Below are 26681 nucleotides of genomic sequence, written 5' to 3'. Positions count from 1 at the left end.
TTTCCCGCATCAGCCAATACCGCACATTATCCGCACCGGCCGCCCCGGCTTGTGCGCGGTGCGCCGGGGCGGCCGGTGGAATCAGGCTTTGGAGGCCGTCAGCAGGCTGTCGGCCACCGATTTCACCGCGTCCTCCGCGCCGGAGGACAGGTCCTCGGTCACGTCGAGCGAGATCTTGGCTTCGAGGTTGGCGTCCTGGATGACCAGGACGGTCATGCTGCCGGAGGTCCCGTAGTAGCAACTGGAGCCCTTGCCGAGCGTGCCCTGGTCCCAGGATCCGCTGAGGTCGGAGGTCTCGCAGCCGGACAGTCCGCTGGTGTCGGTCTTGTACATCGACTCGGCGCCGGCGACGTCGTCGTAGGTGTAGATGTACATGTTGAAGTAGCCGTAGGTGCTGGTCGCGTAGTCGCCGAGCGAGCCGCCGCTGCACGAGGCCGAGCCGTAGGACCCGTAGTCACTGGAGCTGGGCGTCGGTTCGGTCGAGAACGACGCGAGGGCCGTCACCGGCGACAGGTCGACGTCGCTGCACGGCGAGGACGGGATCTTGTACTTCGCGTTGTCGGCGTCGTCGCCGCTGCCGTCGGACGAGCCGAGGGCCACCGCGAAGATGACGATGCCGACCAGGAGCAGCAACACCACGACACCGGCGATGACGCCGCCGATGAGCAGACCGTTGTTGGACTTCTTGGGCGGCGCCGACGGCATGAACGTCGGTTGCGGGGCATACGCCGGGGGCGGGGGAGGAGTGGGCCCGTAGGAGGGTGGCCCGCTGTGCGGCGGGGGTGTCATCGGCGGTTGGCCGGGGGTCTCCAGTTCGTACTGGACCCCTTCGTACGGCGAGGATTCGTCCTCGTCCTTGGAACCCTGCGAATCCCCACCCTGTGACCCGGGGGCCGGTGTGAAAGGTGAATTCGGGTCGGGCGGGCCGAACGGCGAATTGAAGTCTCCGCCGGGCGGCTGGTACGGGCCCGTCATCGCGCCTTCTCCTCGGTAACTATCGGGAAACCTGCTTGGGACAGTACCGCGTGCCGGAAATGGCGCGTGCACCCGCAGCCGGTCACACGATCACCCTCGATGCTTCGCACACGATCACCTTCGATGATGGCTCAGGATCGCAAGCGGCGAAAGGTATGGCCTATTCCGATCGCATAACGTCTAGCGTGGACGTGCCGGTTTCGAGCAGCAGCTCCACACCTTCCTTGGCGCAGGACAACTGGGAACCGGACACCGTCAACTCGGCAGAAAGTACCGCGTTGCTGGAGCGGATGTGCGCCCGACACTCCTGCGGATCGGTATTGGCCTTGGGCACCACCGCCGCCTGGTCGCCCTCGGAGGACTTGTCGACGGCGAACCCACGCGACTTCTCGTAGTCGACGACACCCTCGAAGGCCTTCTCGGCGTCCCCGACGGTCGCGGCGACCCGGGCGTCCACACTCAACGTGATCGCCTGGTATGAGGTGGATTCCTCGCCGGAGGTGAAACGCAGTTCACAGGTGAACTTCGCCGGGTTCTGCTTCTTGTCGCTGTCGCTTTGGCGGTCGTCCTCCTTGGGGGCGAACTTCTGGATCCCCTCGGCGTTCACCGCGTCGCACAGGTCCTTGACCCGATCGGCTTTGAATTTCCCCGGTTCGGAGGTCTGGGAGTCGGTCGTCCAGACGATGCCAAAACCGACCGCGGCCAACAGCAGCGCGACGGCGAGCAACAGCCCACCGGCCTTGAGCAGCTGCGGGCCCCGGGCCGGGCCACGATGGCTGCCCCGGTGATGCCCGCCGCCCTTACCCGGGCTCGATGGCATATTCGGCTCGATACTCTGAACAGTTATGAGCGTAACCTCCGTATATCCGCAGCTTGAATCGCTGCTGCCTCAGGTGGGCAAGCCTATCCAGTACGTCGGCGGTGAGCTGGGGGCTGTCGTCAAGGACTGGGACGAGGCTACGGTGCGCTGGGCGCTGATGTACCCCGACGCTTACGAGGTCGGTGTTCCGAACCAGGGTATCCAGATTCTCTACGAGGTGCTCAACGAACGCGCCGACGCGTTGGCCGAGCGCACCTATTCGGTGTGGCCGGATCTGGAGAAACTGATGCGGGAGAACGATGTCCCGCAGTTCACCGTCGACGCGCACCGTCCGGTGGGCGCCTTCGACGCCTTCGGGGTCTCGTTCGCCACCGAGATGGGCTACACGAACCTGCTCACCGCGCTGGACCTGGCGGGCATTCCGCTGTCGGCGGCCGACCGGGACGAATCCCACCCGGTCGTGGTGGCCGGTGGCCACGCGGCCTTCAACCCGGAGCCGATCGCCGAGTTCATCGACGCCGCGGTGCTGGGCGACGGCGAGGAGGCCGTCGGCGAGATCACCGACATCATCCGGGACTGGAAGAACGAGGGCCGTCCCGGTGGCCGCGACGAACTGCTGCTGCGCCTGGCCCGCACCGAGAGCATCTACGTCCCCCGCTTCTACGACGTCGACTACCTTCCCGACGGCCGGATCCGGCGAGTGGTCCCCAACCGCGCCGACGTCCCGTTCCGGGTCCACAAGCGAACCACAATGGACCTCGACGCCTGGCCGTACCCGAAGAAGCCGCTGGTGCCGCTGGCCGAGAGCGTGCACGAACGCTACGCGGTGGAGATCTTCCGCGGCTGTACCCGTGGCTGCCGGTTCTGCCAGGCGGGCATGATCACCCGCCCGGTGCGGGAACGCTCCATCACCACCATCGGCGAGATGGTCCACAAAGGCATCGAGGAGTCGGGCTTCAACGAGGTCGGGCTGCTGTCGCTGTCCAGCGCCGACCACTCCGAGATCGCCGACGTGTGCTCGGGCCTGGCCGACCGCTACGAGGGCGAGAACGTCTCGCTGTCGCTGCCGTCCACCCGCGTCGACGCCTTCAACGTCGACCTCGCCAACGAACTGTCCCGCAACGGACGCCGCTCCGGCCTGACCTTCGCCCCCGAGGGCGGCAGCGAACGCATCCGCCGCGTCATCAACAAGATGGTCAGCGAGGAAGACCTCATCAACACCGTCGTCACGGCCTACGGCAACGGTTGGCGGCAGGTGAAGCTGTACTTCATGTGCGGCCTGCCCACCGAGACCGACGAGGACGTCGTCGGCATCGCCGACATGGCGCACAAGGTGATCAAGGCCGGACGCACGGCCTCCGGCCGCAGCGACATCCGCTGCACCGTCTCCATCGGAGGGTTCGTTCCGAAGCCGCACACCCCGTTCCAGTGGGCCGCCCAGACCGACGCCGAGACCGTCGACCGGCGGCTGAAGTTGCTCAAGGACGCCATCAACTCCGAGAAGTCCCTGGGCCGCGCCATCGGTTTCCGCTACCACGACGGCCGCCCCTCGCTCATCGAGGGACTGCTGTCGCGCGGCGACCGCCGCCTGTCGGGCGTCATTCGCAAGGTGTGGGAGGAGGGCGGTCGCTTCGACGGCTGGAGCGAACACTTCTCCTACGAGCGCTGGTACGACGCCGCCGAGGCCGTCCTGCCCGAACACGGCGTCTCGTTCGCCTGGTACACCACCCGCGAACGCGACGAGAACGAAGTGCTGCCCTGGGACCACCTCGACTCCGGCCTCGACAAGGACTGGCTGTGGTCGGACTGGCAGGACGCGATCTCCGAGGTCGAACTCGACGACTGCCGCTGGACCCCGTGCTTCGACTGCGGCGTCTGCCCCGCCATGGACACCGAGATCCAGATCGGCCCCACCGGCAGGAAGCTGCTGCCGTTGAGCGTCGCGGGCGCCGACTCCCGTCCGGTCTCGGCGGTGAGCGGACAGTGAGCCCCAAGAAGCAACCCGAACCGCAGGAACCGGCGGTGCAGCGGCTGCGGATCCGCTACACCAAACGCGGCCGGCTGCGGTTCACCTCGCACCGCGACTTCGCCCGCGCCCTGGAGCGGGCGCTGCGCCGCGCCGGGGTCCCGATCGCCTACTCGTCCGGCTTCCACCCGCACCCCCGGGTGTCCTACCAGTCGGCGGCGCCCACCGGCGTGGCCAGCGAAGCCGAGTACGCCGAGCTGGCGCTGCGCCGCGAGGCCGACTGCGACGAGATGGCCAAGGCCCTGGACGCCGCGCTGCCCGATGGTCTCGACATCCTGGAGGTCGTCGAGGCCCGCACCAGCGGCTTCGCCGACCGGATGGAGGCCTCGCACTGGCGTATCGAGCTGCCCGAGCTCGAACCGGAGCGTCTGGACGCGGCGGTCGCGGCGTTCCTGGCCGCCGAGACGGTCACCGTCACCCGGCTGACCAAGAAGGGCAACCGCGCCTTCGACGCGAGAAACGCCGTGGTCAGCGCCAAGACCGAGCCGGTTGCCGGGCCCGCTTCAGCCAGGTGTGCCATACTCGACCTTGTCGTGCGGCAGGTGACACCTGCGGTACGGCCCGATGACGTCTTGTCCGGGTTGTCGCTGGTAGCGAACTTGGAGCTGCCGGTGCCACCCCGAGTCACCCGGCTAGCACAGGGGCCGCTGACGGAGTCCGGTGACATCGCCGATCCTCTCCACGCGGATCGTGTACATCCGCGTGTCAGCGCCGGTGAGTGATCGCTGGCCTGATTGCCTCGCGGCGGTGTCCGACCCGCGCAGCGGCTGGCGACAGCCGGGACGTCGCCGGTGAAAGCCGCTCACCAGAGCGGGCTCGACCCTAGGGGTGTTTCGGGTCGGGCGATGAAGACTTCGGCACCGCCCGCGGGTGGCGCCAGCTGACTAGTCGAGCCCGTGTGGCTGCGCAATGGCAAAGGTTGCGCGCCCGGGTCCGGCGGAAAACGGAGTGGTATTCCACATGCACGACGACGATTCCAATCGGCAGCGGGTTCAGCCCGCGCCCCTTCTGTTCGTCGCTCCGCAAGCCCAGGCGGCCCCACCGCCGCCGGCGCGCACCGAGAGCGACTCCACCGAGACCGAGGAGACCGGGGTGAAGCGGCGCCGCCGCTCCCGGTCCCGCAGCGGTGGCGGCAACGAAGCGGCCGAGGCCGAGGAAACCCAGCAGACCGACGACGAGCCCCAGGCCCCGACCCGGCGCCGCACCCGCAAACGCGGCGCCGAGCGTGAGACCGCCGCCCCCGAGGCCGCCGAGCCCGAAGCCGAGGACGACGGCGACGACGACGAGACCGCCCGCGGCAAACGCGGCCGCCGGGGCCGTCGCGGCCGGGGCCGTGGCAAGGGCACCGGCGCCGACGGCGGCGACACCGAGGACACGCCGGGTCAGGACGACGACGAGCAGCAGCCCGCCGCCGACACCGACGCCGACGGGGTGACACGCCGACGTCGCCGCCAGCGCAAACGCGCGGGCAGCGCGAGCGACAAGAGCGCCGCCGACAGCGACGGCAAGACCGAGGTCGTGGTCAAGGTCCGCAAGGCCCGCGAGGTCTCCGGCGACGACGTCCAGGGCCTGTCCGGCTCCACCCGGCTGGAGGCCAAACGGCAGCGCCGTCGCGAAGGCCGTGGCCAGCGCCGCACCCGCCCGCAGGTCATCAGCGAATCCGAGTTCCTGGCCCGCCGCGAATCCGTGGCCCGCACCCTGGTGGTGCGCGGACACGGCGACCGCACCCAGATCGCGGTCCTGGAGGACGACCTGCTCGTCGAGCACTTCGTCACCCGCGCGGGCGGCCAGGGCATGGCGGGCAACGTCTACCTGGGCAAGGTCCAGAACATCCTGCCCAGCATGGAGGCCGCGTTCATCGACATCGGCCGGGGCCGCAACGCCGTCCTGTACGCGGGCGAGGTCAACTGGGACCGCACCGGCCTGTCGGGACGCACCCGCACCATCGAGCAGGCCATGAACGCCGGCGACTCGGTGCTGGTCCAGGTCACCAAGGACCCGGTCGGCCACAAGGGCGCCCGCCTGACCAGCCACATCGCGCTGTCCGGCCGCCACCTCGTCTACGTGCCGCACGGCAACGCCTCGGGCATCTCGCGCAAGCTCCCGGACTCCGAGCGCCGACGGCTGCGCAGCACGCTCAAGAAGCTCGTCCCCGAGGGCGCGGGCGTCATCGTCCGCACCGCGGCCGAGGGCGCCGACACCGACGACCTCGAACGCGACATCGCCAGGTTGCAGAGCGAGTGGGAGGCCATCGAGGCCAAAGCGGCGAAGGGCGGCGCCCCGGCATTGCTGCACGCCGAACCCGACCTGCTCGTCCGCGTCGTCCGCGACGTCTTCAACGAGGACTTCAACGAGGTCATCGTCGACGACGACGCCGCCTACGCCGAGGTCGAGAAGTACCTCAGCTCCGTCTCGCCCGACCTGGTGTCCCGGCTGAAACGGCACACCGGCACCGGCGACATCTTCGCCGAACAGCGCGTCGACGAACAACTGCTCAAGGCGCTGGACCGCAAGGTGTTCCTGCCCTCGGGCGGTAGCCTCGTCATCGACCGCACCGAGGCGATGACGGTCATCGACGTCAACACCGGCAAGTTCACCGGCGCGGGCGGCAACCTCGAGGAGACCGTCACCCGCAACAACCTGGAGGCGGCCGAGGAGATCGTCCGGCAGCTGCGGCTGCGCGACATCGGCGGCATCATCGTCATCGACTTCATCGACATGGTGCTGGAGAGCAACCGGGATCTGGTGCTGCGGCGCCTGACCGAATGCCTCGGCCGGGACCGCACCAAGCACCAGGTCACCGAGATCACCTCGCTCGGGCTGGTCCAGATGACCCGCAAACGCGTGGGTCAGGGCCTGCTCGAGGCCTTCAGCGAACCCTGCGAACACTGCAAGGGCCGCGGTGTCATCGTCGACACCGACCTGTCGGGCAACTTCGCCAACGCCAAACCGGAGAAGAGCAACAACGGCAAGGCCGAGGGCAAGAGCGGCAAGAAGAAGGAAAGCAAGAACGCCAACAAGGGAAAGTCCGTCAGCGAGGTGGCCAAATCGGCCGCTGAGCAGACCCGCAAGATCGCCGAGGCCAGCACCACGAACGGTCAAGCGGCGGCTTGAGAGCGTGGACACAGCGCCCCGGTTTGTGGGGCACCCACGTGATGACGTATTTTGGACGACGGCCTGTTTTCGGGCCGACAAGCATGTCCTCGCTGAGAAGCGAGGGAGTCAACCGAGGAGACAAGCGTCAGATGTACGCAATCGTCAAGACAGGCGGCAAGCAGTACAAGGCCGTCGAAGGTGACGTCCTTGAGGTGGAAAAGCTCGCGGGCGAGCCGGGCGATACTGTGACGCTGCCCGCGGTTCTCCTCGTGGACGAGGGCAAGGTGACCACCGACGCCAAGGCTCTGTCCGGCGTCACCGTCAACGGTGAGCTGGTGGACCACTTCAAGGGCCCCAAGATCAAGATCCACAAGTTCAAGAACAAGACCGGCTACCACAAGCGCCAGGGTCACCGTCAGCAGCTGACCCGGGTCAAGGTCACCGGCATCAGCGGCGGGAAGTAGGAGGTCACTCGACATGGCACACAAAAAAGGTGCGTCCAGCTCGCGCAACGGGCGCGACTCCAACGCCCAGTACCTCGGCGTGAAGCGCTACGGCGGCCAGCGCGTCAACGCGGGTGAGATCCTGATCCGCCAGCGCGGCACCAAATTCCACCCCGGTGACCAGGTCGGTCGCGGCAAGGACGACACGTTGTTCGCCCTCGCGGCGGGCGCGGTCAAGTTCGGCAAGCGCCGCGGACGCAAGACCGTCAGCATCGTTTCGGGCGAGTAGGTCCGAACCAAGAAGCAACCCAGCGGATCCGGGAGTCGATACTCCTGGGTCCGCTTTTCGTGTTAAGGAGAACGGGTGAGTTCCTTCGTCGACCGCGTGGTCCTGCATGTCCAGGCGGGCACCGGTGGCCACGGCTGCGTGTCGATCCACCGGGAAAAGTTCAAACCCTTCGGTGGGCCGGACGGAGGAAACGGCGGCCATGGCGGCGACGTCGTCCTGGAGGTCGACCCCAACGTCCACACGCTGCTGGACTTCCACTTCCACCCGCACGCCAAGGCGGGCAACGGCAAGGGCGGCCAGGGTTCCAACCGCAACGGCGCCTTCGGCAAGAGCCTGCACCTCAAGGTCCCCGACGGCACCGTGGTGCAGTCCGCCGACGGCGAGGTCATCGCCGACCTCACCGGCGTAGGCACCAGCATCGTGCTCGCCCGTGGCGGCCGTGGCGGACGCGGCAACGCCGCCCTGGCCAACGCCGCCCGCAAGGCCCCCGGCTTCGCCGAACTCGGCGAGGAGGGTGAAGCCCTCGACGCGGTCCTGGAACTCAAGAGCGTCGCCGACGTCGGCCTGGTCGGCTTCCCCTCGGCGGGCAAGTCCTCGCTGATCGCCGCGCTGTCGGCGGCCCGCCCCAAGATCGCCGACTACCCGTTCACGACCCTGGTCCCCAACCTCGGCGTCGTCTCGGCGGGCGAGACCACCTTCACCATCGCCGACGTCCCGGGCCTGATTCCCGGTGCGGCACACGGCAAAGGGCTCGGCCTGGAATTCCTGCGCCACATCGAGCGCTGCGCGGTCCTGGCCCACGTCGTCGACTGCGCCACCCTGGAACCCGGCCGCGACCCGCTGTCGGACATCGACGCGCTCGAACACGAACTCGCCGAGTACGGCGGACTCACCGATCGCCCCCGCATCGTCGTGCTCAACAAGATCGACGTGCCCGAGGCCGCCGAACTCGCCGAACTGGTGCGCGCGGACGTCGAGACCCGTGGCTGGCCGGTGTACGAGGTCAGCGCCGTTGCCCGCAAGGGTCTATCCACATTGACCTACGCGCTGGCCGCCGCCGTCACCGCCCACCGTGAGTCCCAGCCCCGTCCCGAACCCACCCGGATCGTGCTGCGCCCCCAGGGAGTCGACGACTCCGGTTTCGAGATCAAGGAAACCAAGGACGGCGTGTTCCACATCACCGGCGCCAAACCGGAACGCTGGGTGCGGCAGACCGACTTCAGCAACGACGAGGCCGTCGGCTACCTGGCCGACCGGCTCGCCAAGATCGGCGCCGAGACCGCGCTCGCCAAGGCGGGGGCCACCCCCGGCTGTCTGGTGCGCATCGGCGCGGTCGAGTTCGAGTGGGAACCCACCGACCCGGCGACCATCGCGATGAGCGGCCCTCGCGGCACCGACCCCCGGTTCGAAACCGACAACCGAGTCTCGGCGGCCGATCGGCTTGCCGCCCGCAAGGCCCGCCGCGCGACGACCGAGGAACCCGACTCCGAGGACGACGCCGAAGAAGATCCGTCCTGACCTGCGGAAACGGTGGGTGGTACGTAACACCCACCCCCCGGCTTGCGGGCCCTGAGACCCATGGCGTAACTTAGTTCTTGCCCGCGGGGAACCGGACAGGGCAAGCCCAAAATCTCAACGAAAAAACGTTGCGACATCGGCTTGCGCCTGGCAGGCTCGTGGGAAATCCTCAGCAATATCGAGTCCGGTATCGCGCGGCCGGAGGGGCAAGACCCCCCGGGAAGCGACGAAATCGAGACTGGTAGAGTTAAGAGGTTGCGCTTCACCAGAGGCCCAAAGCTCGAGATGAGCGGTCAGGACTGGTGTGGGTGTGTTTTTTGAGAACTTAACAGGGTGTTTTGTGATGGTCAGTGTGTGGGCCTCGTTAAGCCGCGACCGTGTGGTTGTGGTGTTGAGGTTTGAATCTTTTGTTTGATTCCTTGATCATTTCTTTTGAATATGGTCAGGATGCTTTTGCAGCAAGAAGTCAGTCACCTGATGCACCGTTGCTTTCCCTTTTGGGGAGTGGTTGGTGTGGGTGCGAGTTTTTTGTTGGAGAGTTTGATCCTGGCTCAGGACGAACGCTGGCGGCGTGCTTCACACATGCAAGTCGAACGGAAAGGCCCTTTCGGGGGTACTCGAGTGGCGAACGGGTGAGTAACACGTGAGTAATCTGCCTTTGGCTTTGGGATAAGCCTCGGAAACGGGGTCTAATACCGGATACGACATCTTCTCGCATGAGACGGGTGTGGAAAGTTTTTCGGCTGAAGATGGGCTCGCGGTCTATCAGCTTGTTGGTGGGGTAATGGCTCACCAAGGCTTTGACGGGTAGCCGGCCTGAGAGGGCGACCGGCCACACTGGGACTGAGACACGGCCCAGACTCCTACGGGAGGCAGCAGTGGGGAATATTGCGCAATGGGCGAAAGCCTGACGCAGCGACGCCGCGTGAGGGATGACGGCCTTCGGGTTGTAAACCTCTTTCGGTAGGGACGAAGTGAAAATGACGGTACCTGCAGAAGAAGCTCCGGCTAACTACGTGCCAGCAGCCGCGGTAAGACGTAGGGAGCAAGCGTTGTCCGGATTTATTGGGCGTAAAGGGCTCGTAGGCGGCTTGTCACGTCTGTCGTGAAAGATCAGGGCTTAACTCTGGTTTTGCGGTGGATACGGGCAGGCTTGAGGCAAGTAGGGGAGATCGGAATTCCATGTGTAGCGGTGAAATGCGCAGATATGTGGAGGAACACCGGTGGCGAAGGCGGATCTCTGGGCTTGTTCTGACGCTGAGGAGCGAAAGCGTGGGGAGCGAACAGGATTAGATACCCTGGTAGTCCACGCTGTAAACGGTGGGCGCTAGGTGTGGGGTCACATTTGTTGGTTCCGTGCCGTAGCTAACGCATTAAGCGCCCCGCCTGGGGAGTACGGCCGCAAGGCTAAAACTCAAAGGAATTGACGGGGGCCCGCACAAGCGGCGGAGCATGCGGATTAATTCGATGCAACGCGAAGAACCTTACCTGGGTTTGACATCACCCGGAAACACCTGGAGACAGGTGCCTCTTCGGATCGGGTGACAGGTGGTGCATGGCTGTCGTCAGCTCGTGTCGTGAGATGTTGGGTTAAGTCCCGCAACGAGCGCAACCCTTATCCTATGTTGCCAGCGCGTTATGGCGGGGACTCATGGGAGACTGCCGGGGTCAACTCGGAGGAAGGTGGGGATGAGGTCAAGTCATCATGCCCCTTATGTCCAGGGCTTCACGCATGCTACAATGGCCGGTACAGAGGGCTGCGATACCGTGAGGTGGAGCGAATCTCGTAAAGCCGGTCTCAGTTCGGATCCCAGTCTGCAACTCGACTGGGTGAAGTCGGAGTCGCTAGTAATCGCAGATCAGCAACGCTGCGGTGAATACGTTCCCGGGCCTTGTACACACCGCCCGTCACGTCATGAAAGTCGGCAACACCCGAAGCCCGTGGCCTAACCCCTCGTGGGATGGAGCGGTCGAAGGTGGGGCTGGCGATTGGGACGAAGTCGTAACAAGGTAGCCGTACCGGAAGGTGCGGCTGGATCACCTCCTTTCTAAGGAGCACAACCAGCTAGAAACCCTACGGGGTTTCTAAATACACCTGGTAAATGTGCAACACATTGACTTTCCCGCGAACTTTCGTGGATCACAAGACACCCTGTTAGGTCCTGAAAAAACAGACCTCCGGTCAGGAGTTTCCTGGTCCGGGCGCTGAGTTTTCAGTGGCTGGTTGAGTTCTCGCTGGTAGCGAGGAAACAGGCCAGCTGGTGTGTTGTTTGAGATTTGTATAGTGGGTGCGAGCATCTAATCGCACAACCGACATCGCCGGGCCCAAGCCTTTGGTTTGTGTCCTTGTTGGTTGTGTTTGTGTCTTAGTGTTTTGAGCGACCGTTGAGGTTGCTTGTGTTGTGTTAAGTTGTGTAGGGCACATGGTGGATGCCTTGGTACCAGAAGCCGATGAAGGACGTGTGAGGCTGCGTTAAGCCTGGGGGAGTTGTCAACAAAGCTGTGATCCCAGGATGTCCGAATGGGGAAACCCAGCATCATTTATGTGGTGTTACCCGCGCCTGAATGTATAGGGCGTGTGGAGGGAACGCGGGGAAGTGAAACATCTCAGTACCCGTAGGAAGAGAAAACAACCGTGATTGTGTTAGTAGTGGCGAGCGAACGCGCAAGAGGCTAAACCGTGCATCGTGTGATACCCGGCAGGGGTTGCGTGTGCGGGGTTGTGGGACCCACTTTTCTCTATCTGCCGATGGAGAGGGTAGTAAGAAAGTGTCGTGTTAGGTGAATCCGTTGGAAAGCGGAACGGTAAACGGTGATAGTCCGGTAACCGAAAACATGGCACCTGCCTTAGTGGGCACCCGAGTAGCATCAGACTCGTGGAATCTGTTGTGAATCTGCCAGGACCACCTGGTAAGCCTAAATACTTTCTGGTGACCGATAGCGGATTTAGTACCGTGAGGGAATGGTGAAAAGTACCCCGGGAGGGGAGTGAAATAGTACCTGAAACCATGTGCTTGCAATCCGTCAAAGCCTACGCGTGGGTTTACCTGCGGTGGGTGATGGCGTGCCTTTTGAAGAATGAGCCTGCGAGTTAGTGGTGCGTGGCGAGGTTAACCCGTGTGGGGTAGCCGTAGCGAAAGCGAGTCTGAATAGGGCGAATTGAGTCGCGTGTCCTAGACCCGAAGCGAAGTGATCTACCCATGTCCAGGGTGAAGCGGCTGTAAGAGGTCGTGGAGGCCCGAACCCACCAGCGTTGAAAAGCTGGGGGATGAGGTGTGGGTAGGGGTGAAAGGCCAATCAAACTTCGTGATAGCTGGTTCTCCCCGAAATGCATTTAGGTGCAGCGTCGCGTGTTTCTTGCCGGAGGTAGAGCACTGGTTGGCCTAGGGGGCCGACAAGCTTACTGAAGTCAGCCAAACTCCGAATGCCGGTAAGGCTAATAGCGCGGCAGTGAGACTGCGGGGGATAAGCTTCGTAGTCGAAAGGGAAACAGCCCAGATCACCAGCTAAGGCCCCTAAGCGTGTACTGAGTGGAAAAGGATGTGTCATCGCGTAGACAACCAGGAGGTTGGCTTAGAAGCAGCCACCCTTGAAAGAGTGCGTAATAGCTCACTGGTCAAGTGGTTTCGCGCCGACAATGTAGCGGGGCTGAAGTACACCGCCGAAGCTGTGACACTCACACAATAACCCGGCTCGCCATTACGGTGGCGTGTCTAGGTGTGTGGGTGGGTAGGGGAGCGTCCTGTCACCATAGAAGCAGCCGCGGAAGCGAGTTGTGGAGGTGGCGGGAGTGAGAATGCAGGCATGAGTAGCGAAAGCAGGGTGAGAAACCCTGCCGCCGGATGACTAAGGGTTCCAGGGGCAGGCTAATCCGCCCTGGGTAAGTCGGGACCTAAGGCGAGGCCGAAAGGCGTAGTCGATGGACAACGGGTTGATATTCCCGTACCCGCGAAGATACGACCATGATGAATCTTGTGTGTGCTAACCACCCAAACCACCGCGACATTGGCCTTCGGGCCGGTGAGTGTGTGGGGCGGCTGGGACCCCGCCTGGTAGTAGTCAAGCGATGGGGTGACACAGGAGGGTAGCCGGTCCCGGTGACTGGTAGTGCCGGGCCAAGCATGTAGCCCGTGGTATAGGCAAATCCGTACCACACGAGGGTGAGATGTGACGGGTAGCCTGAATGAAGGTGTAAGTCGGTGATCCCATGCTGTCGAGAAAAGCCTCTAGCGATGTATCGAGCGGCCCGTACCCCAAACCGACACAGGTAGTCAGGTAGAGAATACTAAGGCGATCGGGTGAACTGTGGTTAAGGAACTCGGCAAATTGCCCCCGTAACTTCGGAAGAAGGGGGACCACACTCGGTGAATGGATTTACTCCAGGAGCTGGGGGTGGTCGCAGAAACCAGGGGGAAGCGACTGTTTACTAAAAACACAGGTCCATGCGAAGAAGTAATTCGATGTATATGGACTGACGCCTGCCCGGTGCTGGAACGTTAAGAGGACCCGTTAACCCGTAAGGGTGAAGCGGAGAATTTAAGCGCCAGTAAACGGCGGTGGTAACTATAACCATCCTAAGGTAGCGAAATTCCTTGTCGGGTAAGTTCCGACCTGCACGAATGGCGTAACGACTTCCCCACTGTCTCAACCACAGGCCCGGCGAAATTGCAGTACGAGTAAAGATGCTCGTTACGCGCGGCAGGACGGAAAGACCCCGGGACCTTTACTACAGCTTGGTATTGATGCTTTGGACAGTTTGTGTAGGATAGGTGGGAGCCAGTGAACCGTGGACGCTAGTTCATGGGGAGGCGTTGTTGAAATACCACTCTGATTGTTTGGAGTATCTAACCTGCGACCGTTATCCGGTCGAGGGACAGTGCCTGGTGGGTAGTTTAACTGGGGCGGTTGCCTCCCAAAAAGTAACGGAGGCGCCCAAAGGTTTCCTCAGCCTGGTTGGCAATCAGGTGTCGAGTGCAAGTGCACAAGGAAGCTTAACTGTGAGACCGACGGGTCAAGCAGATGCGAAAGCAGGGACTAGTGATCCAGCACCGGCAAGTGGAAGCGGTGTTGCTCAACGGATAAAAGGTACCCCGGGGATAACAGGCTGATCTTCCCCAAGAGTCCATATCGACGGGATGGTTTGGCACCTCGATGTCGGCTCGTCGCATCCTGGGGCCGAAGCAGGTCCCAAGGGTTGGGCTGTTCGCCCATTAAAGCGGCACGCGAGCTGGGTTTAGAACGTCGTGAGACAGTTCGGTCCCTATCCGCCGCGCGCGCAGGAAACTTGAGAAGACCTGTCCCTAGTACGAGAGGACCGGGACGGACGAACCTCTGGTGTGCCAGTTGTACCGCCAGGTGCACGGCTGGTTAGCTACGTTCGGAACGGATAACCGCTGAAAGCATCTAAGCGGGAAACCGACTTCAAGATAAAGTCTCCATCACCTAGCGTGTGAAGGCTCCCAGCCAGACGACTGGGTTGATAGGCCAGAAATGTAAGCACAGCAATGTGTTCAGTTGACTGGTACTAACAAGCCGACCACTTAACAACACTCTCCACGCTGAGACACACACAGACGCGAAGCACCCACTATACGAATCCCAAACAACAAACCTCTAACTCCATAACGGACTCCAAGTAGCCCGGGACATAACCGGCCCACACTCGACCGTGAGCCGGGAACCGCGCAGCCACAACCAGGCAGACGCGACCCAGACTGCTACTTGCAAAGTTGTGCCGGTGGTTTTTTGCAGGAGGGAAACACCCAGTTCCATCCCGAACCTGGTAGTTAAGCCTCCCCGCGCCGATGATACTGCTCTGGACACGGAGCGGGAAACTAGGACACCGCCGGACTTAACTTCGCCTCGCGGCCCCAGCAATGGGGCCGCGAGGCATTTTTTGTATCCATTGACGGTCGCGTTCGGGCGATACGGCAGGATCGAGTCCATGCCTAGCTTGAAGCGTGAAGAAGCCGTGGTGCGGCACGATCTGCTCACCGTGGAGTCGTATGACGTCGATCTTGACCTGACCAGGGGCGATGAGGTTTTCGGTTCGTCGACCACGATCCGGTTCTCTTGTCGCACACCGGGTTCGTCCACGTTCGTGGAGATCGATCCGCGGACGTTGGTCTCGGTGACCCTCAACGGGGAGAGCCTCGATGTGGATGGTCTGGGGGATGGTCGTTTTCATCTGGACAACCTGGCGGCGTCGAACGAGCTGGTCGTCCAGGCCGACATGGCGTACGCGCATGACGGCGAGGGCCTGCACCGGTTCACAGACCCGGAGGACGGCCTCACCTACACCTACATGATGGGCTTCCTGGACATGGCGAGCCGTGTCTTCGCCTGCTTCGAGCAACCGGATCTCAAGGCCCCGTACCGGTTGACAGTGACGGCTCCTGAGGACTGGACGGTCACGGCCAACGAGGCGGGTACCCGGCTTGGTGGCGGCCGGTGGGAGTTCGTCGAGACGAAACCGCTGGCCACGTACTTCGTCACGGTGGTGGCGGGGCCTTACCATTCGTTGTATCGGGAACACGATGGTGTTCGGTTCGGGTTGCATTCGCGTCGGTCGTTCAGTGACACGCTGGATCGGGACGCGGATGAGTTGTTCGAGGTCACCTTCGGCTGCTGGGATCGTCTGAACGCCCTGTACGGCGTGCGGTATCCCTTTGGCGAGACGTACGACCAGTGCTTCGTGCCGGAGTTCAACGCGGGGGCGATGGAGAACCCGGGGTGTGTGACGTTCCGGGATGAGCGGTTCCTGCACCGCAGCGCCCAGACCGAGGCGACGCGTGAGAACACGGCGGCGACGATCGCTCACGAGATGGCCCACATGTGGTTCGGTGACCTGGTCACCATGCGGTGGTGGGATGACTTGTGGCTCAACGAGTCCTTCGCCGACTGCATGGGCTATCGGGCCGCGACGGAGGGGACCAGGTACGGCGATGCCAAGGCCAACGCGGTGAACAGCCGTCAGCGGGCCTATGAGGCGGACGAACAGCCGTCGACGCACCCGGTGTCGGGTGATGTCGCCGAGAGCGGGGCGGCTCTCAGCAATTTCGACGCGATCTCCTACGACAAGGGCGGGGCGGTGCTGGAGCAGTTGGCCGCCGCTTTGGGCGACAAGGTGTTCTTCAGTGGGCTGCGCGAGTACTTCGAGAAGTTCCGGTTCGGGAACGCGTCGCTGTCGGACCTCATGGACTGTTTCAGCAACGCCAGTGGCCGCGACCTGTCGGAATGGTCGCAGCGGTGGCTTCGTACCGCGGGGCCTAACACGCTGCGGGTCGACTGCGAGGTGGAGGCGGGCCGATACCGGCGCGTCGAGATCGAGCAGACCGCACCGGCCGGGAATCCGACGTTGCGTCCGCATCACGTCCGGCTGGGACTGTATCGAAAGGACGGGGAGCGGCTGGTTCTGGCGAGCCGGGTGGCCGTCGACGTATCCGGTGAGCGCACGGTGGTTCCACAGCTGGAGGGCACTGAGGCCGCAGATCTGTTGCTGCTCAACGATGACGCTGTCGCGTACGCGAAGGTCCGGTTGGACGCGGACAGTTTCGCGGCTGTCCCGTCCGCGCTGTTGACAGTGGAGGACAGTGTGGCGCGGGCGATCGTGTGGACGATGCTGATCGACATGGTCCGCTGTGCCGAGCTGTCGGTGCCGGACTATCTGGACATCCTCGGCCGGACGCTGTCGGGGGAGAAGCGGACCGCTCCGTTGCAACAGCAGCTGGCGTTCGCCCGTACCGCCGTGAACTGCTATCTGCCGGTGTCGGGGCGTGAGGCCGGGGCGGCGAAGCTGCGTGAGATCACGCGGTCGGTGCGGCAGCGGGCCGAGCCGGGCAGTGGCATCCAGTTGGCCGCCTTGCGGTCTGAGATCGGTGCCGCCGTGGACGTTGAGTGGCTGCGCGGGCTGCTGTTGGAGCGCGAGACGGTCGAGGGCCGGGCCCTCGACAGCGATCTGCGGTGGCGGTTGTTGCTGCGGCTGGCGGTCCTGGGCGAGGTGCACGACAGCGATATCGACGCCGAACTGGAACGCGATTCCAGCTCGGAGGGTTTCAAGAACGCGGCGACCTGTCGCGCGGCGTTGCCGTCGCTGGAGGCGAAGGAGACCGCGTGGGAGACGGTGCTGACGGATCAGACGCTGTCGAACCACCTGCTGCGGGCCACCGCCGAGGGGTTCTGGTGGCCGGAGCAGGAGGAGCTGACCCGTGATTACGTCGGGCGGTTCTTCGGCGAGGCCAGCAGCAAGCTCAGCGCCCGGGCGCCGTGGGAGCAGATGCACCTGGCGCGGGCGTTGTTCCCGCGGTACGCGGTGGACGAGGAGACGATCGCGCTCGCCGAGACCACGGCGGGTGAGGATCGGCTGCACGCGATCCTGCGGCGGGTGATCGTCGACATGGGCTCCGACCTGCGTCTGGCCCGGCGGGTACGTGGTGGACGGTTAGGATCGAGGCGTGGGTGACAAGGGATCACGGCCGCGACGGGTCGGCGTCATGGGCGGCACCTTCGACCCCATCCACAACGGTCACCTGGTCGCGGCGGCGGAGGTCGCGGATCGGTGCGATCTCGACGAGGTCGTGTTCGTGCCGACCGGGCAGCCTTGGCACAAGGCGGACACCACGGTCTCCGACGCCGAGCATCGTTACGCGATGACGCTGCTGGCGACCGCCTCGCACCCACGTTTCCGGGTCAGCCGTGTCGACGTCGACCGGCCCGGCCCGACCTACTCTGTCGACACGTTGCGCGACCTGGGGCGGAAGTACGGGCCCGGCGTCCGGCTGTTCTTCATCATCGGCGCCGACACGGTGGAGACGGTGCTGACCTGGAAGGCGGTGGACGAGGTGTTCTCGCTGGCGACCTTCGCGGCCGTCAACCGGACCGGGCACCGGCGCGGCGCGACCCGGCTGCCGGCGCACGCGGAGGTTGTGACGGTCGACATGCCCGGGATCGACGTGTCGTCGACCGATTGTCGCGAACGGGTCGCGCAAGGGCGTCCGATCTGGTTTCTCACGCCTGACGAGGTCGTCCGTTATATCGACAAGCACGGGCTTTATCGCGCGACAGTGGGGTCGGAGTGAAAACCCCGGGTGCGATGTCGGCCGACCGTGAGAAACTTGAGTAGACATGGCCCCGAACGAAGGATCCCCGTGGTAGCCACAGACCTTGCCAGGACAGTAGCGCTCGCCGCCGCGCAGGCGGCCGCTGACAAGAAGGCACGAGACATCGTGCTGCTGGACGTCAGCGACGAAGTGGTCATCACCGACATCTTCATGATCGCTTCGGCTCCCAACGAACGGCAGGTCCTGGCGATCGTCGATGCCGTTGAGGACAAGCTGCGCCGCGAGCTCGACGTGAAGCCTGAGCGCCGTGAGGGGCTCAAACAGGGCCGTTGGGTGTTGCTCGACTACGCCGACGTCATCATCCACGTCCAGCACTCGCAGGAGCGCGAGTACTACGCGCTGGACAGCCTGTGGAAGGACTGCCCGGCCATCGAGTTCGTCGACAGCGCCGAGAACCGTGCGGCGCGGGACGGCGACGCGGCGGTGAACTCCGAGCTGCGGGACGCCGCGTGAAGCGGCTGATCGTGCTTCGGCACGGCCAGACCGCGTGGAACGACGAGAACCGGGTACAGGGGTCGGTGGACATCGACCTCAACGAGGCGGGGCGTGCCCAGGCGGGCGAGGCCGCGAAGGTGCTGGCCCGGCTGACGCCGAGCGTCGTGGTCGCCAGCGACATGCGCCGGGCCGTCGACACGGCCCAGTTGGTCGCGGACCTGGTGGGCCTGGACGTGCGGATCGACAAGCGGCTGCGTGAGCGTGCCTACGGGCCGTGGGAGGGGCTGACGCGCGCCCAGATCGCGGAGCGGTTTCCGGAGGCGTTCGAACTGTGGCGGGCCCGCAAGCCGTTCGAGCTGGAGGACATGGAGGTGCTGTCGGAGGTCGCCGACCGCACCGCCGCGGCGCTGAGCGAGGTGGCGGCCGAACCCGGTGACGGCACCGCGGTCGTGGTCACCCACGGCGGGTCGTCGCGGCAGGGGATCGTCCGGTTCCTGGGCTGGAGTCAGGAACAGGCCAACACCATGTTCGGGATGGAGAACTGCCACTGGGCGGATCTGCGGCTGGAGCACACCGGCTGGCGGATGTACGGGTACAACCTGTCGGCTTAGGCGGCGGAACCGCCGTGAGCGGCGGCGCGTCTAAACCGGTATGCGTAACAAGATGCGACAGCTTGCCAAGGTCACGACCGGTCTGCTCCTGATCGCCGCGCTGGCGTCTTGTGGCGGCAAGGGGCAACCGGACGACGCGGGGGGTTCCTCCTCGTCGTCGGAGTCCTCGTCGAGTGCGAGTTCCAGTGACGACAAGGACAAACCGGACTCGACGGAGTCGACCGAGGGCAAGCCGGACACGAAGGCCAAGACCCTGACCGGCACCATCTCCGACGGAGTGGAGCCGGGCTGCCTGATGCTGAAATCCGACGGCGTCAAGTACCAGCTGGTCGGTGACGCGACCAAGAAGCTGAAGTCGGGTATGAAGGTCGAGGTCACCGGCAAGGTCTCGGACAACAACATGTCCACCTGTATGGAGGGCACGGTGTTCGAGGTCGACACCGTCGAGAAGGTCTCCTGAGGCGAACCGCCTCCTGCGGCTGCCGGGCTCGCGGTTTGGGCTACGGTGGCCGTTATGCCTGTTGCGGTGGTGACCGACTCGACGGCTTGCCTGCCGCCCGGAGCCGAGGACGAATACCCGCTGACGATCATCCCGATGCGGGTGACGATCAACGGCTACTCGGGTGCCGAGGGAACCGAGATCACCACTGTGGACATCGCTCGGGCGTTCCAGGAGCGGCGGGTCGAGGTGTCCACGTCGCGTCCGGCACCCGGTGCGGTGGCGGAGATCTACCAACGATTGCTGGACGACGGCGCGACCGGCGTGGTGTCGGTGCACCTGTCGGCGGCGCTGTCGGGTACCTACGAGTCGGCGGTGCTGGCGGCGCGGGAGTTCGACGGCAAGGTCACCGTCGTGGATTCGGCGAACGCCGGGATGGGGCTCGGGTTCTGCGTCCTGGCGGCGTCCGCTGCCGCGAAACGGGGGCGGGGAGCCCGATTCGTCGCCGACAGCGCCTCGGCGGCTTCGTCGGCGACCGACACGTTCTTCTACGTCGACACGCTGGAGTTCCTGCGCCGGGGCGGCCGCATCAGTGCCGCCGGCGCGCTGTTGGGCACGGCGCTGGCGGTGAAACCGATCCTGCACGTCGAATCCGGTGAGGTGAAACTGCGCGACAAGGTCCGCACCTCGACGCGGGCCCTGGCGCGGCTGGAGGACCTGGTCGTGGCGGCGGGACGCGACGGCCCGGTCGACCTGGCCCTACACCACCTCCGCTCCCCAGAGCGCGCGGAGGAACTGGCGCACCGGTTGCGGGACCGGTTCGGGCGCCAGGTCCGGGAAGTGTTCATCACCGAGGTGGGCGCGGTGATCGCGGCCCACTGCGGGCCGGGCCTGCTGGGGGCCGTGGTTCACCGACGCGTCAAGAAGTTATCCACAACCCAAAAGTTATCCACAGGCCCCCAAGCCCCCCGGAGTCCCCGCCCCAACCACGCCCGTTACACCGGGCATGAGTATTTCCACGCAAGCCCCCGCACTGCGGGGCATTCACACAGGTAACCCGAAAACCTCGAGGCGGGCGGAATTCACCACCGCGGTCAGGGGCCGACTGGATCGGCTCACGGGCACGGCGGGCTGCGATTCCACTCCGGACGCCTGCCGCGAGGTCGTCGACGCGACGTCCGGCACCCCCCAACCATCACCAACCCACACCGAGGGCATGCGGGGTCGCGTCGCGGGCCTGCTCGGCCTCACCGGCTCCCGGTTCCTGCTGGCGGGCCGCACCCGCGGCGTGCTGGTCATGCTGCTGCTCATCGTGGCGGTCACGGCCGGAGCGCTGACCTGGTTCTCATGGCCCAGCCCGCAACCGGCCCCGGGGGCAGTCGCGGTGGCCCAAACCAACGACGGCGACGGCGGCGCGGTCGGCCGCCTCAAGGTCTCGGTCGTGGGTGACGTCTCCGAACCCGGCATCGTCGAGCTGGCGGCGGGCGCCCGGGTAGCCGACGCCATCGAAGCGGCGGGCGGTCTGACACCCGAATCGGCGTCCCCCGGCTACCTCAATCTGGCCCGCAAGGTCAAGGACGGCGAACTGATCGTGGTCGAAGCCGAGGGCGAGAATCCCGACGACCCCGAAGCTCCGGCCGAGCCCGACCCGTCCGAAGAGCCGCCCACGGGCGAAACCCCCGACGACCCCAACGCACCGGGCGAACCGGTCAATCTCAACAAGGCCACAGAAGACGAACTCGCCACGCTGCCGGGCATCGGCCCGGTCACGGCGGCCAGCATCGTCGAATACCGCGAACAAAGCGGCGGCTTCGACTCGGTCGACCAGCTCACCGAGGTCGATGGCATCGGTCCAGCCACACTGGACAAGCTCGCCGACAAGGTAACCGTGTGACAAGCGGTGACGGCGGCGGGCTGGAGAACCGTCGCCGTCACCCCCATCGCCCCGGCGATGGCCAGCGGCTCGGCACGGCTTGCAACAGGCGCGGTCGATTCTCGACGCGGCTCGCGGAGCGGTTCGGCCGGTTGACGATGCGGTTTGGCTGGTTCTCGATGTGGCCCACCGAAAGGCGCGATCGGACGCGAGCCGGTCGCCAAGCAGAGGCCCAGCGGCTCGTCGCGGCTCGTCGAGAGTTGCGGTCGGTCCTCGATATGACTCACGGAGGGGCGCGCTCGGTTCTCGGCGTGGCTCGCCGAGAGGCGCGGTCGGTCGTGGGTCAGGCACCGAGCAGCACGCCCCAGCGGCTGGGCACCGTTCGCGGAGCGGCGCGCTCGGTATCCGACGTGGCTCGCCGAGTGGCGCTGTGGAATGCGGGCCGGGCGCCGAGGAGCGCGGTCGGTCGTGGGTCGGGCGCCAGCACGCTCCAGCGGCTCGGCTCGGCTGGGCTGGGCTGGGCTGGGCACGGCTCGCGGAGCGGACCGACGGTTCGTCGTGGTGGGAAACCGATCGGTGCGGGAACGAAGGCAGGAGGTTGTCTTGAGCGCGGGCGAAGCCGGTGCTTCGGTTGCCGGACAAGGGGAGACGTCGAACTCGGCGCCTGATCTGCGGCTGGCGTTCGTGGCGCTGGGCGTGTGGGTGGCTGCGGTGGCGGTCCTGTACCTGGGAGCCGGGTGGGGCATTGGCCTGTCGATCGTCGCTTGTGGCGGCGTTTGGTTCGGCAGCCGTGGCGGCCGAGCGTGGGCGAAAGTCGCCGGAGCCATCGCCATCGGTGTGGTGGCCGGGGCGGTCATCGCTTCGGCCCAGGTGGCAGTGCGGGACGCGCTGCCGTTCCGCGACTGGGTGGACGACGAACGGGTGGCCACGATGCGGGTGACCGTGACCGACGACCCGCTGCGGCTGCGAGGCGGACAGGGCGAGAAGTACCGGGTCGCGGTGCGGGTGCAGCGGGCTCGCGTGGGAAACACCGAGGTGGAGGTCTCGGTGCGGGCCGTGGTCTTCTCCCCGGACGTGGGTCGCTGGCGATGGGCCACGGTGCTGCCGGGCCAGGAACTGACGATCAAGGGACGGCTGGCCCCGGGCGAGACGGGCACGCTGGGCGCGGCCGACGTCGCCGTATCCCGAGCACCCCGCCTGCACGGCGAACCACCGTGGTGGCAACAAGCGGCGGGGTACCTGCGGGCCGGGCTGCGCGAAGCCTGCGCCGACCTCCCCGATGAGGCCGCCGGACTGTTGCCGGGGCTGGCACTCGGCGATGTGAGCACCATGGACGAGGGAGTCGACGCGGACTTCCGAGACGCCGGAATGACGCACCTGCTGGCGGTCTCGGGCTCGAACGTGGCCATCGTCGTGGGAGCCGCGGTACTGATCGCGATCGGCTGTGGAGCGGGACGCCGCACTCGGGTCACCGTCGGAATCGCGGTGATCGTCGGGTTCGTCGTACTGGTCCGCCCCTCCCCGAGCGTGCTGCGGGCGGCGGTCATGGGCGGGCTCGGTCTGCTGGTCCTGTCGCGACGGGGCGGCCGCGACGCGGTGCCGGTCCTGTCAGCGGCGGTGGCCCTGCTGCTCCTCATCGACCCGGGCCTGGCGACGAACCTGGGGTTCGTGCTGTCCGTCGTGGCCACAGCGGGTCTGGTGTTCTTCGCCTCCCGCTGGATCGCCTTGCTGCGGCGGCGTGGCTGGCCGGAATGGCTGGCGGCCGTGGTGGCGGTCCCGGCCGCGGCCCAGCTGGCGGTGACCCCGGTACTGGCCGCGGCCACCGGCACGATCACCCCGGTGGCGGTGGTGGCCAACGCGCTGGCGGCCATAGCCGTCCCACCGGCGACGGTACTGGCGGTGGCCGCCACGATGGTGTGGCCACTGTGGCCAGACTTGGCGTTCGTGCTGACCTGGTTGGCGTCTTGGCCCGCCCAATGGCTGGTGTCCGTCGCCACTCACGCGGCCCAGATCCCGTCGGGGTCACTGCCGTGGCCATCGGGCTTCCTGCCGGGCCTACTACTGGCCCTGCTCATCGCGGTGGCCCTGGTGCTGCTGCGCTGGCGAGCCGGACGCCGCATCCTGCTGGTCCTGCTGCTGGGCATAGCGATCGGTGTGGTCCCGGTCCGAATGCTGAGCGGGGGCTGGCCACCGAGCGGCTGGGTGATGGTGGTCTGCGACGTGGGGCAAGGCGACGCGCTTGTCCTGCCCACGGGTCACGACTCACGGGTCGTCGTGGTGGACGCGGGACCCGACCCGCGTGCCATCGACGACTGCTTGCGCTCGCTGGGTGTGGAGCGGGTGGCGCTACTGGCGTTCAGCCACGCGCACGCGGACCACATCGGCGGCGTCGCGGGTGTCTACAGTGGCCGAACCGTGGAGGCGGTCCTACCGCCGATGTCCGACGGCCACGGGTCCTCGGGCACCGATCGCCCGTCCGGCGTCGGCCCGCCACCAGGCCGCGATCGACTCCCCGCTCTGCATGGTGAGCCGCCGGGTTCTGGTGGGAGTGGTTGGCCAGCGGGGCCGGGGGCGGGGGAGCGGCTTGCCGAGGCGATCCGGGAGACGCCGACGGTGACCGTGCGGGTTGGCGACAGTGTTGGCGCGGGGAGAACTCGGTTGGAGGTGCTGGCGCCCGATACGGAGTTCAGCGGGACGCGTTCGGATCCGAACAACAACTCGTTCGTGTTGCGCGCGGTCGTTGGTGGGGTGTCGATCTTGCTGTCGGGGGACGTGGAGGAACCGGCGCAGCGGTCGGTGTTGGCGTCCGGGCAGCGGCTCGCGTCGGATGTGTTGAAGGTGCCGCATCACGGGTCGGCGTACTTCGACGACGGATTCTTCGAGGCGGTGAAGCCGAGATTGGCCGTCGTCAGCGCGGGGCGCGGCAACGACTACGGGCACCCGCATCCCAGGGCGTTGCGGCAGTTGCGGCGGCAGGGTGCGGCGGTGCATCGCACCGATCGGGACGGCAGTTTCGCCGTGGTTGCCGGGGACGGTGGGCTGGCGGTGGTGACAATGGACTGAATTGCTCGCGGCGTCGAACCGCAGGGGTGTGGGTGCCTGGTCAGGGGTTCGGGGGGCCGGGTCCTGTTTGGGTTGAGACCGCTCTCACGGTTTGTCTCGGCTGGTCGGGTACCCCGGTGGTGTACCTGAAGAATCGCGGCATGGAAACCGTTGCCCCCGCGGTTCTGCTCGCCCTGTTCGCTGTCGCTCTCATCGCTGGGAGTGTTGACGCCATCGCCGGTGGCGGTGGGTTGTTGACGTTGCCCGCGTTGTTGTTGGCCCAGATTCCGCCGGTGCACGCCATGGCGACCAATAAGCTGCAGAGCAGTTTCGGGACGTTCACTTCGGCGATGTCGATGCGGCGCAAGGGGTTGGCGGGGCCGGTGGATATGCAGGCCCCGTTCTTGTTCGCGTTGGCGGGATCGGCGGTGGGGACCGTGACGGTGCAGTTCATCGATACCCGGGCGCTGACGGTGGTGGTGCCGGTGGTGCTGGCGGGCATCGCGATCTATTTCATCGCGATGCCGAAACGGCCCGATCGGGATGTGGAGCCCCGGTTGGCGTTGGCGCCGTACAACAGTCTGGTGGTTCCGGGGATCGGTTTCTATGACGGCGCTTTCGGGCCGGGGACCGGGTCGTTCTTCACGGCGGCGGGAGTGTCGTTGCGGGGGCAGCGGTTGGTTCCGGCTTCGGCGCAGGCCCGGATGTTGAACTTCGCCACCAACGTCGCCTCGTTGGTGGTGTTCGCCATCGGGGGTAAGACGATGTGGCTGGTGGGTGGGATCATGGCGGTGGGTTCGATGTCGGGCGCCTACCTGGGGGCGTTGGCCGTGTCGCGGGGCGGCGCGCGGTTGATCCGTCCGATCGTCGTGGTGATGTGTCTGGGGATGCTGGTTCAATACCTGTGGCGGCAGGGTTGGCTTCCGTTCTGAGGAAGTCAGCGTCTGGGCCGTTGTTGGTCCTAGCGGTGAGGATGACCGGATGGCGAAGACGGTATCGGGAATGCGGCTGGTGCTCGGCGAGGAAGAGCTGCTCGCCGAACGGGCGGTGGCCGCGATCGTCGCCGAGGCCCGGCAGCGCGACGCGGGCATTCAGGTTCATCGTGCCGACGCCGGGGACCTCAGTCCCGGGGAGCTGACGACGTTGACCAGCCCGACGTTGTTCGGCGGCGGCAGTGTCGTGGTGGTGGAGAACGCCCAGGACGCGAAGAAGGAGCTGGCCGCCGCCCTGAACGGGTATCTGGACGCTCCGGCGGCCGATGTCGAGGTCGTGGTCGTGCACGCGGGCGGCAACAAGGGCAAGGCCTTGGCCGAGTCGCTGCGTAAGGCCGGGGTGGAGGTGATCTCGGCGGCGAAGATCAAGCGGGCCACCGATCGCGCCAACTTCGTGAAGGAGGAGTTGCGTCGGCTGGGGGCTCGCGCCAACGCGGCCGCCGCGGAGGCTTTGATCACCGCCGTGGGGCATGACCTGCGTGAGTTGGCCAGTGCCTGTTCGCAGTTGGTGGCCGACACCGGGGGCAAGGTCACCGTTGACGAGATCAACAAGTACTACCGGGGACGGGCTGAGGTGACGGGGTTCGCCGTGGCCGACGCCGCGGTGACCGGTGACGCCCAGGCGGCGTTGAGCGGGTTGCGGTGGGCGTTGTCGGTGGGGGTGGACGCGGTGCCGTTGGCCGACGCGCTGGCCACCGGCGTGCGCAATATCGCCAAGGTCGCGGGGGCCAGGGAGAGCGGTTATCAGCTGGCTTCCAAGGTGGGGATGGCGCCGTGGCAGGTCGACAAGGCCAAGCAGCAGGGACGGGGCTGGACGCCGGAGGGGCTGGTCGCGGCGATGGACGTCACCGCCGAGCTCAACGCGGCGGTCAAGGGCGGGTCCGAGGACCGGGCCTATGCGCTGGAGCGGGCGATCCTGGCGATCACGGCCGCGCGTTCGGGGCGGTAGCCGGGCGGTTTCGGGGACAGCAAAACGATGGTCCGAGCGGTTGATGCTCGGACC

At 65.7% G+C, this 26681-nt stretch carries 17 protein-coding genes, 3 rRNA genes and 1 pseudogene; 19 read left to right on the top strand and 2 right to left on the bottom strand.

Going from position 1 to position 26681, the window contains the following annotated elements:
* Positions 1 to 81: 81 nt before the first annotated feature.
* Together SNAS_RS27125 and SNAS_RS27120 are read right to left on the bottom strand one after the other, a co-directional pair.
* Positions 82 to 975 (bottom strand): hypothetical protein, encoded by an 894-nt coding sequence (locus SNAS_RS27125; protein WP_013020687.1) that lies wholly within the window; start codon positions 973 to 975, stop codon positions 82 to 84.
* Between the two features lie 160 nt (positions 976 to 1135).
* Positions 1136 to 1795: a hypothetical protein gene (locus tag SNAS_RS27120; RefSeq protein ID WP_013020686.1), complete on the bottom strand. Its 660-nt coding sequence runs from the start codon at positions 1793 to 1795 to the stop codon at positions 1136 to 1138.
* Positions 1796 to 1820: 25 nt separating this feature from the next.
* Here SNAS_RS27120 and SNAS_RS27115 point away from each other — a divergent pair, with 25 nt between their 5' ends.
* From SNAS_RS27115 to holA, 19 genes and pseudogenes are all read left to right on the top strand, one after another.
* On the top strand, positions 1821 to 3782 hold the full coding sequence (locus SNAS_RS27115) for a TIGR03960 family B12-binding radical SAM protein (protein ID WP_013020685.1): 1962 nt from the start codon (positions 1821 to 1823) through the stop codon (positions 3780 to 3782).
* 35 nt (positions 3783 to 3817) lie between these two features.
* A complete protein-coding gene (locus SNAS_RS27110; RefSeq protein ID WP_041627010.1) occupies positions 3818 to 4543 on the top strand; it encodes a TIGR03936 family radical SAM-associated protein in 726 nt (241 codons plus the stop codon).
* 253 nt (positions 4544 to 4796) lie between these two features.
* Positions 4797 to 6935, top strand: a pseudogene (locus SNAS_RS27105) (Rne/Rng family ribonuclease); the annotation flags it as partial.
* Positions 6936 to 7066: 131 nt separating this feature from the next.
* Entirely contained in the window at positions 7067 to 7381 is a 315-nt protein-coding gene (rplU, locus tag SNAS_RS27100; protein WP_013020682.1) for a 50S ribosomal protein L21, read from the top strand.
* A 13-nt stretch (positions 7382 to 7394) separates the two neighbouring features.
* Entirely contained in the window at positions 7395 to 7649 is a 255-nt protein-coding gene (rpmA, locus tag SNAS_RS27095) for a 50S ribosomal protein L27 (protein WP_013020681.1), read from the top strand.
* A 75-nt stretch (positions 7650 to 7724) separates the two neighbouring features.
* A complete protein-coding gene (obgE, locus tag SNAS_RS27090) occupies positions 7725 to 9167 on the top strand; it encodes a GTPase ObgE (RefSeq protein WP_013020680.1) in 1443 nt (480 codons plus the stop codon).
* 528 nt (positions 9168 to 9695) lie between these two features.
* Positions 9696 to 11215 (top strand): 16S ribosomal RNA (locus SNAS_RS27085).
* A 355-nt stretch (positions 11216 to 11570) separates the two neighbouring features.
* Positions 11571 to 14715 (top strand): 23S ribosomal RNA (locus SNAS_RS27080).
* 185 nt (positions 14716 to 14900) lie between these two features.
* Positions 14901 to 15018, top strand: a 5S ribosomal RNA gene (gene rrf / locus SNAS_RS27075).
* Together the 16S, 23S and 5S rRNA genes form the textbook arrangement of a ribosomal RNA operon.
* Positions 15019 to 15111: 93 nt before the next feature.
* Positions 15112 to 17628, top strand: a complete 2517-nt coding sequence (gene pepN / locus SNAS_RS27070) for an aminopeptidase N (protein ID WP_013020679.1) — start codon at positions 15112 to 15114, stop codon at positions 17626 to 17628.
* A gap of 31 nt (positions 17629 to 17659) precedes the next feature.
* Positions 17660 to 18244 carry a nicotinate-nucleotide adenylyltransferase gene (nadD, locus tag SNAS_RS27065; protein WP_041627007.1) on the top strand — a complete coding sequence of 195 codons (585 nt, stop codon included), beginning with the start codon at positions 17660 to 17662 and terminating at the stop codon, positions 18242 to 18244.
* A gap of 69 nt (positions 18245 to 18313) precedes the next feature.
* On the top strand, positions 18314 to 18739 hold the full coding sequence (rsfS, locus tag SNAS_RS27060; protein ID WP_013020677.1) for a ribosome silencing factor: 426 nt from the start codon (positions 18314 to 18316) through the stop codon (positions 18737 to 18739).
* On the top strand, positions 18736 to 19332 hold the full coding sequence (locus SNAS_RS27055; RefSeq protein ID WP_013020676.1) for a histidine phosphatase family protein: 597 nt from the start codon (positions 18736 to 18738) through the stop codon (positions 19330 to 19332). The genes rsfS and SNAS_RS27055 overlap by 4 nt, the downstream gene beginning before the upstream one ends.
* A 52-nt stretch (positions 19333 to 19384) precedes the next feature.
* Entirely contained in the window at positions 19385 to 19792 is a 408-nt protein-coding gene (locus SNAS_RS27050; protein ID WP_041627006.1) for a hypothetical protein, read from the top strand.
* Positions 19793 to 19846: 54 nt separating this feature from the next.
* Positions 19847 to 20827 carry a DegV family protein gene (locus tag SNAS_RS27045; protein WP_013020674.1) on the top strand — a complete coding sequence of 327 codons (981 nt, stop codon included), beginning with the start codon at positions 19847 to 19849 and terminating at the stop codon, positions 20825 to 20827.
* A 160-nt stretch (positions 20828 to 20987) separates the two neighbouring features.
* Positions 20988 to 21665: a ComEA family DNA-binding protein gene (locus tag SNAS_RS27040; RefSeq protein ID WP_013020673.1), complete on the top strand. Its 678-nt coding sequence runs from the start codon at positions 20988 to 20990 to the stop codon at positions 21663 to 21665.
* A 582-nt stretch (positions 21666 to 22247) separates the two neighbouring features.
* Positions 22248 to 24707 (top strand): ComEC/Rec2 family competence protein, encoded by a 2460-nt coding sequence (locus SNAS_RS27035; protein WP_013020672.1) that lies wholly within the window; start codon positions 22248 to 22250, stop codon positions 24705 to 24707.
* Positions 24708 to 24847: 140 nt separating this feature from the next.
* Positions 24848 to 25618, top strand: coding sequence for a TSUP family transporter (locus tag SNAS_RS27030; protein ID WP_041625209.1), 771 nt, complete (start codon positions 24848 to 24850; stop codon positions 25616 to 25618).
* A 49-nt stretch (positions 25619 to 25667) separates the two neighbouring features.
* Positions 25668 to 26627 carry a DNA polymerase III subunit delta gene (holA, locus tag SNAS_RS27025; RefSeq protein ID WP_013020670.1) on the top strand — a complete coding sequence of 320 codons (960 nt, stop codon included), beginning with the start codon at positions 25668 to 25670 and terminating at the stop codon, positions 26625 to 26627.
* Positions 26628 to 26681: the final 54 nt, after the last annotated feature.

It is taken from the genome of Stackebrandtia nassauensis DSM 44728 (genome assembly GCF_000024545.1).
Taxonomy (GTDB): Bacteria; Actinomycetota; Actinomycetes; order Mycobacteriales; family Micromonosporaceae; genus Stackebrandtia; species Stackebrandtia nassauensis.
Note: the sequence above shows the minus strand (reverse complement) of the source record. Positions and strands in the feature narration are given on the sequence as shown.